The 14350-nt window shown below is 59.9% G+C and carries 6 protein-coding genes; 1 reads left to right on the forward strand and 5 read right to left on the reverse strand.

All coding sequences use genetic code 11. The features are described from left to right. Positions 1 to 16: 16 nt before the first annotated feature. From SINAC_RS12030 to SINAC_RS12040, 3 genes are all read right to left on the reverse strand, one after another. Complete coding sequence (locus SINAC_RS12030) at positions 17 to 2905, reverse strand: DUF1553 domain-containing protein (RefSeq protein WP_015245908.1); 2889 nt, start codon at positions 2903 to 2905, stop codon at positions 17 to 19. Positions 2906 to 3095: 190 nt separating this feature from the next. After that, positions 3096 to 6665 carry a CocE/NonD family hydrolase gene (locus SINAC_RS12035; RefSeq protein ID WP_015245909.1) on the reverse strand — a complete coding sequence of 1190 codons (3570 nt, stop codon included), beginning with the start codon at positions 6663 to 6665 and terminating at the stop codon, positions 3096 to 3098. A gap of 43 nt (positions 6666 to 6708) precedes the next feature. After that, positions 6709 to 8097: a neutral/alkaline non-lysosomal ceramidase N-terminal domain-containing protein gene (locus SINAC_RS12040; protein WP_020466284.1), complete on the reverse strand. Its 1389-nt coding sequence runs from the start codon at positions 8095 to 8097 to the stop codon at positions 6709 to 6711. A gap of 649 nt (positions 8098 to 8746) precedes the next feature. Between SINAC_RS12040 and SINAC_RS12045 the strand changes: the two genes are divergently transcribed. After that, a complete protein-coding gene (locus SINAC_RS12045; RefSeq protein WP_015245911.1) occupies positions 8747 to 11461 on the forward strand; it encodes a PQQ-dependent sugar dehydrogenase in 2715 nt (904 codons plus the stop codon). A gap of 586 nt (positions 11462 to 12047) precedes the next feature. On the opposite strand, the gene SINAC_RS12050 is transcribed toward SINAC_RS12045, so the two are convergent. Together SINAC_RS12050 and SINAC_RS41180 are read right to left on the reverse strand one after the other, a co-directional pair. Further along, positions 12048 to 13415: an ISAzo13 family transposase gene (locus SINAC_RS12050; protein WP_015245912.1), complete on the reverse strand. Its 1368-nt coding sequence runs from the start codon at positions 13413 to 13415 to the stop codon at positions 12048 to 12050. 369 nt (positions 13416 to 13784) lie between these two features. Next, a complete protein-coding gene (locus SINAC_RS41180) occupies positions 13785 to 14318 on the reverse strand; it encodes a hypothetical protein (protein ID WP_237722553.1) in 534 nt (177 codons plus the stop codon). Positions 14319 to 14350 lie beyond the last annotated feature (32 nt).

The raw sequence follows: 14350 nt of genomic DNA on the forward strand, positions 1-14350 counted from the left end.
GTCTGTCCGCCTCGAATCATCGGATCGTGACAAAGTCATTATGGTTCAATAAGACATGGACCAGAGCCGCGCGTGCCCGACCTTCCGGTGAGGCGTTCGGCTTCGGCTCAGTTGCGAACGTCGCTACGAGTCGATCAAGGCCCGTTGCGCACTCGGTTCGCTCCGCAACGGTCGGGGACCGGCCCAGGAGCAGCTCGTACGCAGAGTCAATAAAGGCTCCCCGGGCCACAGGCTCCCCACCAACTTCACGGTCAATGGCCGAAGCAACGTCGCCCGCCCGTGTCAGGATCATCCCGCTGTTGCTCAAGGCGAGCGCCTGCTGGGGCACGATCGTCGCGGGACGGCGGTAGCATTCCGTCACGCTCGCGGCATCAAAGACCGAGAGAAAGGGAATGTTCTCTCCGCTGGCATAGCGGTAGTAGAGCGTCCGGCGCGTGCCAGTCTCGGCCGAGGCAACGGGCAGGTCGGGACCACCGATCTGGGGGTCGAGGTGGCCAGCAAGGAACAGGACGCTGTCTCGAACAACCTCTCCCTCCATCCGTTGAACGTTCATGCGCCAAACGAAATGGTTGTCGGGGTCGTTGGTAACGTTCGAGTCGCCGGAGTCCACACCGGCCGAGCGCATCCGGTAGGCTTGAGAATTGACGATCAACCGATGCAGGTGCTTGAGGCTCCAGCCGGATTCGATGAACTCGACGGCCAACCAATCGAGTAATGCGAGGTGGTCGGGCCGAGGCGTTCTCAAGCCAAAATCGTCGAGGGAACCCACCAGGGGCTCGCCAAAGTGACGGGCCCAGACGTGGTTGACCGCGACCCTTGCCGTCAGGGGGTTGCGACGGTCGACCAGCCAACGTGCCAGCGCGAGGCGTCGGCCCGTGCTGGTCTTCGCGTAGGGGGCGTTGCTCGGAGTATCGCGAAAGGTTGTCTTGGCGCGGGGAAATTCCCAAGGTCGCGAGGCGTATTCCGTCGTGAGTGGTGTGCTGAGGGATTTCTCCGCCTTGGCGAGTTGGGTTTCCGCACCGGTAAGTCGACTGCGCGCCTCGACGAGATCCGTAGCAGCCTTGGCGCGGGGGACCTTGTTGGGGTCTACCGCTGGAGCCGAAGCGGCAGGGAGGAGCCCTTCAAGGGTGCGTTGAGCTCGTGTCAGGTCTCTCGAAGCGATCAGGCGGTTGGTCTTGGCTTCGATCAGGGCGAGTTGGCGTTGGACTGATAACGCATCACGAGCAGCCCCCGCCCAGGTCTCGGAACCGCTCGCCTTGGCCCCCTGATCCTCAAACGCCTCGGCGCTCAGTACCGCCTTCAAAGCGGCCTGTCGCGCTTCGGCCAAGGCCAGAGTCGACGTTGCGACTTCAAGGTCGACCTGGGCATCGCGAGCGTCCCGGTCAGCGTTAGCAAGGGTCTCGACAACCAGGGCGGCCGCAGCCAACGCCGTCTTGAGCTCGGCCGGCTTGTCGGCAGCGGCATTGACTTGACCTTCGGCCTGGCGATCGGCTTCGGTCGCGACAGCGCGAGCTTGGGCGGCAAGCTCGGCCCGCTTTCGAGCATCGACAACAGCGGAACCGGCTTGCACCACTGCTTTTTGAGCGTCTTCGAGGGCCTCGCGAATGACGAACTCGCGTTTGTCGGGATTGGCGGCCCCGAGGGAGAGCGAAACGGGAACGACCTTGATCTCGCCCCCCAAGACGCTGGGAGTCGCCGGTTGGAGCGAGCGTGCCTTATCGGGGGCAGCCTCGTCGCCGCGAACGAACAGGTATGTAGGCGTTTCCAGGAAATCGTCGAAAGCCCGCGGCAGGCCCGCCTTGGTGCGATCGGACTGACCCGGAACCCGGTCGATCCGGATATGGTGGGGCTCGATGAAAGCGCGCAGACGATAATAGTCAGCCTGCGAAACGGGGTCGAACTTGTGGTCGTGGCAGCGGGCGCACTGGATCGTCACACCGAGGAAGGCGCGTGCGGTGTGTTCCACAGTGGAATCGAGCCATGTATTCCGGTTGAAAATATTCCAGTTGCGCACGAGGAACCCGGTGGCTCGAAGGGTTGCCGGATCGTCGGGGGCGAGTTCATCACCGGCAAGCATCTCCGCAACCATCCGGTCGTAGCCCTTGTCCGCGTTGAGTGCGGCGACGATCCAATCACGCCATTGCCAGACGTGAGGGTGGCTGTAGCGAACCTCCTCACCGAGCCCGTACCAGTCGCTGTATCGCCAGACGTCCATCCAGTGCCGCCCCCACCGCTCGCCGTGGCGGGTGTCGGACAGAAGGCGGTCGACAACGTGTCCTTCGGCGTTCGCCGATTGGTCGGCAAGAAAAGCGTGCCGTTCCGCACGGGTCGGTGGCAGGCCGATCAGGTCGAGGGTGACACGGCGGAGCCAGAGGTCGCGGGCGACCGGGGGACTCGGCCTCAGCCCTCGGGCCTGGTAGCCCGCATCGAGAAAGGCGTCGATCGGGTTGTTCGCCCACACCGGGTCCTTGGAACGGGGGACAACTGGACGAACTGGAGGCTGATAGGCCCAATGTTTGCGCGGGTCCTCCGGGATCGGCTCAGGCGGGGCCTTGGCCCCCTGATCGATCCAACCACGGAGAGCCTCGACCTCGTTGGCGGTAAGCGGCACCCCCTCGCTCTCCGGCGGCATTCGCTCCGTGCTGTCCGCCCCAGTGATGCGCTCGAGGATCAAGCTCTCCGCGCTCTTACCCGGCTCGATGGCAGGCCCTCCATCACCCCCACGGCGGATGAATTCCGCCGTATCCAGGCGCAAGCCCGCCTTCTGTCGAATCGCTCCATGACAGCTCGTACACCGCGCCGCCAGGATCGGCTTGACTTCGCGTACATAGTCCACCGGGCCTGCGGCCGTAGCGACTTGCCCCAGCCCCAGAATCAACCCGATCATCGTCAACCCGACCTGCATCAAGCCGCCCCCTACGATCTGTACCTCGTCGCCACACGCTTGTGAAGAATCAATTTCCCGTCGGTTAGGCCCGGCCCGCTCTCCCGATTTCCCTCGCCACCTGAAAAGTCTCATTGGTGAGCCGCACCCAACCTATCAAATCACAAACAATCGCGCTCACTGATTCGGTAATTTACTGATTTGCTCATTCCTAATTCGCTGTGCCACCGGATAGTCGCCAATGCTCGTCGAATAACCCAGCCTGAATGATCTCATTGTTTCCAAGCCCCGGGGTTTTCTCGGCAAGCTTGACGACAGCCCAATCGCCCAGGCGAGGAAAGAGCAGGTAATTGAGGGTCGACAGTTCCTGCTCATGAAAAGTGTGGCCGCTATTGAGAACGACGTAACGATTCGGGGCAAGCGGGTTCGGGTGAATCAGCAACGGGGCGTGGTCAGCCGCAGTGTAAGTGGCGTTGCCAACAGTACATTCGTCCTGTGTCCAGCGGATCGGAAGCTGCGGGAGCACCTTGCTAATCCAGAGGTTACTGCCGGGGTCACCGAAGAGGATGAGGTTCGCGCGGCGCAAGTCGTCCGGTGTGACCGCCGTATCGTCCTTAATCGGCAGTTCGCCACGGAAATACCGGTTCCACTCCGTAGCGAACTGTTTCAGGCTGGCGTCCGACCACGCTTGCACGGCTGAGTTCCAGGGCGTCCCCGTGCCACGAACGCAAAGGAATGGAGTTGTGAAAGCGTCATCGATTGGCCCCTGCAAGCCCGGCCGTTTACCGGTTAACTGGGAATCGTCGAGATCTCCACCGTCGACCCAGCGGCCATCTTGTTTCGCGATGACGATGGCACGATCGGCCTGGTTCCGTGTAATCGGAACCAACTCGGATCCCACCCGAATCCGCGTCATATTGGCCTTCGCAACCGGTGGAAGAATCGCAAAACGCGTTACATTCGTCGGCTTCGCCACTTCGATCATTCCGTCGTCGAGGACTTTTGCCTCCAGCTCGGCCCGCGCATAGTGCTCAGCCATGCCGAGGATTTGCATCCAGTGGCAACGGCTATACTTCAAGGTCCAGGTGACGAAGCGAAGGGAGTTTGGAACGTGGTTCAGCCCTTTGTCGGTGAACTCATGGATCCGCCGCATCTGCTCCCGATGAGTCACGGGGTCGATCACATGACCCGTTCCCGGCGAAATCAGGTTGACCATCGTCAGGCCTTCCTTGGCCATCGCTCGGCCCATCATCTCGTGTGCCTGGAAGTTCTCGTCTTTCTCCCCCATGCAGGCGATCGCCGGCACAATTCCGGCATTGGCGGCGTAGTCGACCGAGTCGAGCATGTGCAACCCCTTATCCTGATAGGAGGGTAGCTCGCCGACCTTCACGAATCGGGGCACAGGGGTCAGGGAAAACTGACGCGTATCGACATAGCCGCAGTAAGGGCCAAGGGCGACGAACCGATCAGGGTGTTTGAGCCCGAGGTGCCATGTCCCTGACGCCCCCATCGACATCCCGCGGATCACGATCCGATCTCGGTCGATCGCGTAGTTCCGGCAGGCGGCCTCAATGGCCTCGAAGACGTCGGTCTCACCCGCCCAACGGTATCCGTTCTCGACACGCCCCAACGGGTGGAGTTCGAGAAAGTCCTGGTCGGGTGCATTGGTGCTGAGACTGTCAGCTTCGTCAAACCGTTTCATAAACCGAAGTTCACTCATGCCGGTCGGCAACGAGCTTCCATGAAGGACGACGTCAAGCCGGATCGGTTTCGCTCGGTCGTACTTCGCCGGGACGATCACCCCATAGGGTTGCACCGAGCCATCCACTGCGGAGATAAAGCCACGGACGACCGGGCCTTTCTTCTCAAGCCAGAACGGTTTCCCGTCTTCGATCGCTCGAAGACGGTCGTGGCAACGCTCCAATGCCTTTTTGAGTAACGCCAGGTCGGCCGGAGGAAGGTTCGACTCGTAGCGAAGGGCCCAGGTGATCCCCTTGGCGAATACTTCGGCATCGGCGAGTTGGTCTTGCTTGCCCAGCTTGAGCGATCGCACGTTTTCGAGTCGTTCGCTCACTTCCTTGAGGCCTTGTTCGATCTCCTGCCGCTTGTCGACAACGGCTTGGATCGGTCGGACAGGCGCAATGATCCGCGACGCGTGCGGGCGTTCGTGGTAGACGATGTTCGTCGCTACGACCGCGTTGAGCGGGAAATCGAGCGTCAAGGGCTCACCCGTATTCGGGTTCGGCTCGTAGAACGGGGCACCGGTACTGGCCACGGTGATCCGGATCCGATGTCCGCGGTTAAAGACCTGGCTCGTCCACCCAACGTCAAACGCGACCTTGGCTACTTTGCCCGGTTCGAGGAAAACTTCGCGGTCGTAGCCATCTCGGTATCGGGCCCGACGAACGTAGTCCATCAGGAGGACGGAGCGACCGTCGGGGTAGACGTCGGAGACCCGGACGATGAAGTCGGTGTCTCGTGCGGAGGAAGACACATACAACTCCGCCTTCACTTTTCCTGTCCACTCGACCGGTTCGGGCAGGGGGTCCGTGGTGAAGGTCCGCACTTGCTCCTGCTTCTCGAACTCGCGCGCATCTTTCGCGCCGGGGAATCCACGAGCGGGGATCTCGTTCGGGTGGAGCGGGTCGGCCAGGAAGGTTGTGGACGATGTCGGTGTCTCGGGGGCCTTGGCGGTGAGTTTGCCCCCGGCTTGAAGGTAGAGCGATTCATCCTGCGTGGAAAGCGGCCAGTCGGAGGCTGTGCGCCACTCGTTGCCCGGAGCGCCCTCTTCCCCGACCGCCCCCATCGCGTAGTAGCGAACCGCAGGCTCACGCTCGACGCCGTTGTCGACCCCTTTGAGGTAGTGATCGAACCAGCGGATCATGTGGGTGTCCATCGCAAATTGGGCATCCTCAGGGAAGGTCAGCTCACCGACTTTGTTCGCCGACTTCGATCCGCCATGGAGCCAGGGTCCAATCAGAAGTTGCTGCGTCCCCCGGGACTTCGGCCCCCCTCGATGCTGCCGACCGATGAAGCTTTCCACCGAGCCAACGCACATAAAATCAAACCAGCTCCCGACGGTGAAACAGGGGACGTTCATCGCATCAAGGTGCCGGGTGCAATCCTCCTCGGCCCAGTAGGCGTCGTAGGTAGGGTGCGTGAACCACTCTTTGAGAAGGCGACGGTTGTCCTCGGGATTGCGGCAGACGGCGTCCATCGTTTTGAAGCGTTCCGGACGGGTTGCGCCACCGATCCGGTAACCTTCGTGGAACAGGCTCAGACCTGTATCAATCATATACTGGCATTTCAGGTGTGGCGGGCGAGTGACGGCCAGGAAGTTTTGCGCGAAGCCGGCCTGCGAGCTACCGAACGTCCCCACTTTGCCCGTCGACCACGGCTGCTTGGCCAGCCATTCCACGGTGTCGTAACCATCGCGTTTCTCACCCCAGCCGAGGTCGCGATAGCCGACCCAGGTCCCTTCCGAGAGCTGGGATCCCCGGAAATTCTGGCCGACGACGACATAACCCGCCGCAGCCATGCGGGCGAAGTTCTTGCGGCCACCGCGCAGGTCGGCATACCGCTGCTCATAGAGGACCGGCCAGGGGCCATCCCCCTTCGACGTGTAGATGTAGGTCGACAGCCGGACCCCGTCACGCATCGGCACCATCACGTGCGTTTCGGTAACCGTGCCCAGGTCGGTCTCAGGCGGGGGTTCCGCGGCTTCGACTCCGCCGATCGTCAGGGCAAGAATGATGGCGAACCGACAAGCAGGCTTAAGCATTCTATTGCACCTTAAATTCTCGGATTCGCCGCTTCCCGTTCCATCATTCTTCGTTCGTTTTTACGAGCTTGTGGACAGTCGCGGCAATCCGGTCTTCGATGTCGCCTGCCCAGCGGAGCGCCGGCCGACCGTACTCGAAGAGGTTGGACCCGCCCTCATAGCCCCCTTCCTCCCAGACCCGTCGCGAAGGGATGTACGAGATCATGTCATCTACGTAGCCGCAGACCCAGGTCCCGAGACCGAACTCTCGCTTGAATCGAAGCGCATAGTCCACAACCGTCTCCGCACCCAGCCCGATGACGACCATCTCGTTGCCGAGCCGCCATGCGTGCACGGGGTAGGGATACGAGACTGCGAAGGTCTCACCCGCGTCAAGCTTCCCCAGCATGCGCGCGGCCCAACGCGCACGAATCGGGCTTTTGTCCTCGCGTGCGGCAATCAGCTCCGCGCGAGTAACGACCTGCAAATAGGGGAGCTCAACGTATTCGAACGCGGTTCGAAGTCCCGACGACACCGGCTTTAACGGTTGCTCCAATGCCTCGTCAACCGCAGTAGCGAGCATCTTTCCATAACGTTCGCAGAGTTCGACAGTCCGCCGTGGCAACGGGTTCTGGTCGCCGCCGCAGGTATTGACGAACATGGCCGTCGCTCCCTGATGGCTCTTTTCCAACTCGAGCTGGGCGAAGCCCGGGTAATCGCCGCACCAGGTCATGAAGCTCAAGGTCGTGGGGTGACAGGCGTACCCGAAAAGCACGGCCACCAGGTTCCCCTCCGCCCCCGTTACGGACAAGACCGGCACGCTATGATCCACCGGCCCGGCGAGCGGTGTCCCGCTCGCGAGCAGGTCCGGCACCTTCGCCTCGGGATTATTGCGTCGATTTACGGCAAAGGTCGTCTTCCCTGCGCCCATGCGGAGGCTCGCCGGAGCGAGCTTGGTCAGAGACTCGCCGACCACCGTAACGAGCTTCTCGACCATCGCCGACGTATATTCGTCGACCAACTTGACCTGCTCGGCTTCCACCGGATAGTAGTCAACCAGATCATCGCCCAGCCTGGGACCGCAGTGATTGTGCGAGAATGTCAGCATAACCTGATGGCGATCCAGCCCGTACTTTTGCTTGAGTTGAGCGAACACGCGGTCGCTCATCCCCTTGGGAACGCCCTGGAAGTCGCTAGTGATCATCACCGCGCGACGCCCTTTCTCATCTTCAATCGCCAAAACCTTCACCCACAAGTCGTGCAGTTTCCCGTCCGGCGGCCGTTTTGAACCGTAGCCCGCGAGCCAGACACCTTTCTCAGGCGTCACCACAACCTTCGCCACGCCCGCTTTCCAGGGCGTAGGCAGCTTGGCCACTGGCTCAGCGGCATACCCCGATCGCGTGAAACATCCAGAGAGGACCACGAACACCAAGGCCGGGGCCAGGATAGCCACCCCCCTCGTTGCTCGCGCAGGGAAACGTCCGCGAACTGTTTGCCAATTCATCAATTCATGTCTCCAATCACGGACGGATCCTAACTTCGATGGGCTCAGTTCACTTGAAGAAATAACCTCAGACGAACAGTTGGTGGGCAGTGCTCGCCTGGGAGACATGTCATTTCCTGAAGCCAGTGATCGTGAGCCTGTCAAAGTCCCTCCGTTATTGTTTCGCAAAATGATTGTTGAATTTACTCGGCGGCCTTACAATACCTGTCCTTCAGGCCAAACGCAAAGAATGGTCTTCGGAGGGCTTTCAATTCGCACGCGTCACATTTTTTCCCCGTCCGCTTCAACCGCAACCCACTCTTTCGCCCTTCTGATACCTCGAACGCAACTCTCCACCCGAAACCTGAATGCAAGCGTGTCCCCCACGGTCCCAGGAAACGCAACCGATACCGAACCATTCTCGAGACGCACAGCACCCCAGACTCCGTCATTCCGGACTTACTCGTGGATGGGGTGACTCGAATCGAGTATCTATAGCACCATGTAACGTCATTTCGCCTGAACTCCGGCTCGCGAATGGGGATGCCGAAGCGCCTCCTCGGACGGATTGCCGACGCGCTGAATTGAAACCATCTCCACAAACCGAAGAGGCACAGAGATGCGTCCCAGTTACGCCCGGAACGTCGTGCGTTGCGTCTTGGTCGCCCTGACTTCACTCGTCATGCTCGGCCTCAGCTCTCGAGCCGGTGCCGAATCTCCGTTCGGCCTTCCCAAACGCGTCCCCTGGAACTCGAAGCGTCTCATGGGCTCGCCTGAGCCGCCTCTGCCCTATACGGTCGAGAAGACGTTCACGAAGTTGACCTGGAAAACGCCGATCTACCTGGCCGATGAGCAGGGAACCGATCATCTCTGGGTGATCCAGGAAGGGGTTGCCGCCGAACAGGGCTCACGCATCGTTCGAATCAAGGATGACCCGGACACGACAGAGTCTGAGCTTATTCTCGAACTCCCGAAGTACCTGGTCTACTCTGTCTGCTTCCATCCCGACTACCTCTCCAACGGCTACGTCTATCTATTCCGGAATGGTCCGAGGTCCGCGCCGGAGCGGATGAACCAGATCATCCGCTACACGGTGGATCGCCAGGCGCCTCACAAGATCGTCCCTATGTCCGAGGAGCTCATCCTCGAATGGCAATCCTCCGGGCACGACGGCGGCGATATGACGTTCGGCCGCGACGGCATGTTCTACATCACCACCGGAGACGGAAGCAGCGACTCGGATACTTATGTCTCGGGTCAAACGCTCAACGATCTGCTCGGCAGTGTGCTGCGGATCGACGTCAACAAGCGCGTTGGCAAGCAGCCCTATGCCGTCCCATCTGACAATCCGTTCATCAGCACCCCCGGGGCTCGACCGGAAATCTGGGCCTATGGATTACGGAACCCCTGGCGCATGGGCTGTGACGCGAAGACCGGCCAGATCTGGGTCGGGACCAACGGCCAGGACCAGTGGGAAACCGCCCATCTCATCGGTCGCGGTGAGAATTACGGCTGGAGCGTCTATGAAGGGAGCCACCCCTTTTACCTCGAACGAAAACGAGGGCCGACGCCGCACGTCCTCCCGACCATCGAGCATTCCCATGCGGAGTTCCGCTCCCTCACAGGCGGCGTGGTCTACTATGGGGACAAACTCCCTGACCTGAACGGAGCATACATCTACGGCGACTATGGGAGCGGGCGGATCTGGGGAATGAAACACGACGGCCAGCGCGTGCACTGGCACCGCGAATTAGCCGACACCCCGCTCCAGATCGCCTCGTTTCGCGTCAACCACCACGGTGAGCTTCTCATCGTCGACCACGGTGGTGGAATTGTTCGGCTCGTCCCCGCGCCGAAAGAAGAGGCGGTCGCACCGTTCCCAACCCTCCTCAGCCAGACCGGCCTCTTCGCTTCAACGGCCGAGCATAAAGTTGATCCTGCAATCATTCCCTACTCCGTGAATGCGCCGGGCTGGACCGACGGCGCTCGCGCCGAGCACTTCATGGCGGTCCCGGGTGAGTTGAAGGTCGGCTTCGATTCGGGTCGCGGCTGGGAGTTTCCCGATCACACCGCGCTCGTCCAATCACTCTCACTCGAGCGTGAACCCGGGAATGCGGAATCACGTTTCCGCGTGGAAACCCGAGTCATGCTCCGCCAGCAAGGGGAATGGGCCGGTTACTCCTACCGTTGGAATGAGGAACAGACTGACGCCACGCTGGTCACAAAGAACGGCGAGGACGCCGAATTCGCCGTTGGCGGTCCGGAAAGTCAGGCAGGGGCCCGTCAGAAATGGCGCTTCCCCAGTCGATCGGAGTGCATGGCCTGTCACAGCCGAGCCGCCGGTTTCGTTCTCGGCTTAACCGGATCGCAGTTGAACCGAGAGCACGAATACGACGGCATCCGCGACAACCAAATCCGTGCGCTCGACCATATCGGCCTCTTCAGCAAGGCCTTGCCCAAGGCCCCGAAGGACCTCGATACCCTCATCGATCCAAGGGACCCGACTCAAGATCTCGAGCGGCGGGCGCGGACCTATTTGCAGGTGAATTGCTCGGTCTGCCATATCGAGGCCGGCGGCGGCAACGCGAAGATGGTCCTCGCCCTATCCGCGCCTCGGGAGCAGATGGGACTGCTGGATGCGCGGCCGCAGCACGACACCTTTGGGATCAGCGACGCGATGCTGGTCGCGCCGGGGGATCCCGAACGCTCGGCACTGTTACGTCGCCTGTCGATCCGGGGGCGTGGTCAGATGCCGCCATTGGTGACAAACCGGGTGGACGAGCAGGCGGTCACTCTGATGCGTGACTGGATCGCCCAGCTCAAGCCCCAGCATACCTTCGTTCAGGCCTGGGAGATGGGCGACCTTCTGCCTGAACTCGACCACCTGAAATCAGGTCGATCGATCGACACAGGGCGGAAAGCATTCCGCGACACCGGCTGCATCCAGTGCCATCGTTTCGAGGGGGAAGGAGGAAGTGTCGGCCCTGACCTGACGGGGGTTGGCCGCCGACTCGACACCCACAACCTCCTTGAATCGATCCTCCTGCCGTCGAAGGTCATCGCCGACGAATACGCGGGCGTCCTGCTCGAAACCGCCGATGGAGCAGTCGTCACCGGCCGGGTCGAACGCGAGGATGATCAGGTCGTGGTATTGCGTCCCCCCGGAGCCGCAGACCTTCTCTCTGTCGAAAAGGCGAACATCTTGCAACGGCGCCGGTCAGAGCTCTCCAACATGCCTCTTGGGATCGTGAACGTGCTTCGAAAAGAGCAGGTGCTCGACCTGATCGCATACCTGATGAGCGACCCGGCACCCGCGAAATCATCGACCAAGTGAAGCGAAGAGAGCGACTTGATCTCTCGCCAGGTGCCTCGGGACACCGATTCATCTGGCGAGATATTTGCACAAAGAATCACATTTGATTTTCACGAATTTTCCCTATTTTTTCGTCTCAAAATTTTTGCGATTCCGAGATGCATTTGACTCGACTCAGCCATGCATGAAAGGCCAAAGAACTGGAGAGCAGGGGGCATATGGCGTGTGGGAGCAAGATGGCCAGGATAAGGCCGAGAAGGGGTAGAGCAGAGGGCGAAGGTTGCTTGGAATGGAGAGGGGATGGGGCGGGGAGACGATCATGCGGAAGGGAACATCGTGTCGATCCGTTGTCGGCTGTGTGGAACTCTGACCTTCAGGCGACGTAAAAATGTGGCCGAGACTCGCACAAACATCCACATAATTCGATTCATAAAAGTCTAAATAACGCACGAATTATGAAGGCTGAGCTACCGCTTTTGAGTAAGCCTGCGATCCAAGCGAGGAACCGCAGGAGCGCAGACAACAGCCTCAAATTCAACGCCTCGACTCGCCTCAATTTGAAGGCGGCCGATCACCTGGAATCAGAGGAAGTGCAGAATCCACCTGATCAATGCGACTTTGGGGTAGGGCGGATCGAATCATTCCACCCTCCGTGCAATCCATCGGCGGTTAAAAGGAGATTCTCGATCTCCGTGTAAGACAATTCGGCGCCGCGCGGCAGTCCTTCGTTCGCGCGCTCGCGGTTTTCGCCGGAGTCAGTCCCTGCCGGTGCCGCAACGATAAGATTGACGACAACGTCGTGGCTGACTCCCGGTTTATTGCGCAAATGCGGACTGATGGTTGCGACGAGTCGGTGCTCGATGTGGCTCCACCGCGTTGTCGCCGGTGGAAAATGGTGGATCGAGATCACTAGGTTCGTCTCATCCGAGAGTTTTTGGAGTCCCGTCCGCCAGAGGCGAGAGGTCGATTCATCGCCCCCGTCGATATCAGCGATGACCAGCAATCGTTGGGGATGAGGAAAGATCGCGCGTCCCATCGAATGCCACCAGTGCTGAATAACCTCGACGGCAAACTCCGCCATGTCCCGATCCACCAGCACGCCGCTTCGGCCCTTCCCATGAGCGATTGCATGTTCGCAGGCCGCATCGGGATCACAGGAACCCGATGCGGAAATGGCGGGATGAGAGACTTGGACTGGCCCGTGGTCATCGTCGGCTGCTGCTGATTTCCCCCTGGCTTTCGGTTGATCCGCGAGTTCCCTCGTCATTGCCTCGACCATAATCACGGGTTGTCCCGTTCGAAGCGCTTCGTTGACCTTAAGATTGATGAACTCAAACTGAGCGTCTCGACTCCCCAGGCCTTGCCCTTCAACACGTTTCCGCTTTGATTGAAGGCTGTAGCCTGAACTATGGAGCAATTCCGCCACCATCCGATGGCTCGTCGCATGCCCCATGCGAATCAATTCGGCGGATAAGGTCCTTACGCTGGCGCAGGTCCACCTGAGAGGAGACGCGAGGTCACCTTTGGAGACAGGATTAATCAAGTGTTCAAGATCGTGCTCAAGTGTCGCATCATCGACGGTTCTCCGTCTTCGACCTCCGCCCGGCCGGCGAATTCTCCCCCGCGCGGAACTGTCGCGAGACCGTAGTTCCGCGAGTCCGGCGGCGATCGCGCGACGAGAGACTCCCGTGACGCGAGAGACGATCGTGATACCGCCGCGTCCCAAGACCCCTGCCTCAGCCGCGCTAATGAGACGGCGGGTCCGCTCATTGAGCAGTGGTGACAGTAAATCGAATCTGGCCTTGATTGCGGATTCTACGTCGATCATTTTCGGCACCATCAGATCGCCACTTTCGCAGCGGACCGAATGAGAGTTAAAAATGAGAACTTGAGCACACATTCTCATTCTGATTTTCGCCGACTTACGATTCTTCGCACGATTTCTCTTATTGACTTTGCTCGTTTTCCACTCCATGATTCATCAGAACCAAGACATTGAACTTCCAAGTACGTGGTTCAACCTGTCGACAAACAACAAAAGCGCATGGGCTTCACATCAGCGTAGAGCCATACTCTTTGAGGCTTCGCGAGAGGATTCACGTCGAGCGGTTTTCGACCGGGTGGCTTGACTTGAACTCGAGGGCGGGCAACGTGAAGGCGAAGGAAGTCGGCTGCGAAAAATTCGCAGGCAATCAAAAGTAAGAATTCACTCGGATTCAATCACCGATTGGCAGTCGTCAAATACCGATGCCAGGATTTCAAGCTCACCTATCGCAAGAACAACGGGGACAAAGTTCTTCCGGCTGACTCCCAACAGCTAAACTCACGCGCACCTGTTTCTTCTTCATGCCGGCCGATTTGCACGGGTTGCCACATTAAACCAATTGATCATTTTTTTAAGTCGTCCTTGGCTTTTACTTCGGCAAGCGGCAATGCGTCGGGCAAGGATGAGATGAAAACCACCACTTGGATCGGGCGAGTTGGACGTGTCGGGCTTCGCTTCAGAACGACTGCCGCTCTTTGGAAGGCCGCGGCACTCCGTTTCGGTCCACTTCTCAGGAATGAGCGGCGACTCGGCAACTGACGTGGCAGCAAGTGCGGGGAGGGGCAACCGAGAGGGTGATCGATCTCGAAGACCCTCAAGCGTTGGAGAGTTGAAGGTGCGTGAGTCGGGTGAGGAAGAGTCGAGGGAGCGAGAACGAGAATCAGGCGTAACACGGCGAACGGCCAGTTCTTCAACCAAGCGCCCAAGCCGATGCATCTCGCCTGTGACCAACGCCATCTGTTCCTGATGCATCTGATAGAACATCCCAAGAACTTGCCGGAATTGCTCCTTGGTTTCCAAGTGTTGCCGACTGAGCTCGCGCAGCAAATCCACGACAAGGGATTCCTGCCCGGAGATTGGCTCCA

It is taken from the genome of Singulisphaera acidiphila DSM 18658 (assembly GCF_000242455.2).
Classification (GTDB): Bacteria; Planctomycetota; Planctomycetia; order Isosphaerales; family Isosphaeraceae; genus Singulisphaera; species Singulisphaera acidiphila.

Bases quoted from the DNA above. Each gene is read 5' to 3' on its own strand.
- SINAC_RS12030 (WP_015245908.1), bottom strand. From the start codon at position 2,905: ATGCAGGTCGGGTTGACGATGATCGGGTTGATTCTGGGGCTGGGGCAA.
- SINAC_RS12035 (WP_015245909.1), bottom strand. From the start codon at position 6,665: ATGCTTAAGCCTGCTTGTCGGTTCGCCATCATTCTTGCCCTGACGATC.
- SINAC_RS12045 (WP_015245911.1), top strand. From the start codon at position 8,747: ATGCGTCCCAGTTACGCCCGGAACGTCGTGCGTTGCGTCTTGGTCGCC.
- SINAC_RS12050 (WP_015245912.1), bottom strand. From the start codon at position 13,415: ATGGAGTGGAAAACGAGCAAAGTCAATAAGAGAAATCGTGCGAAGAAT.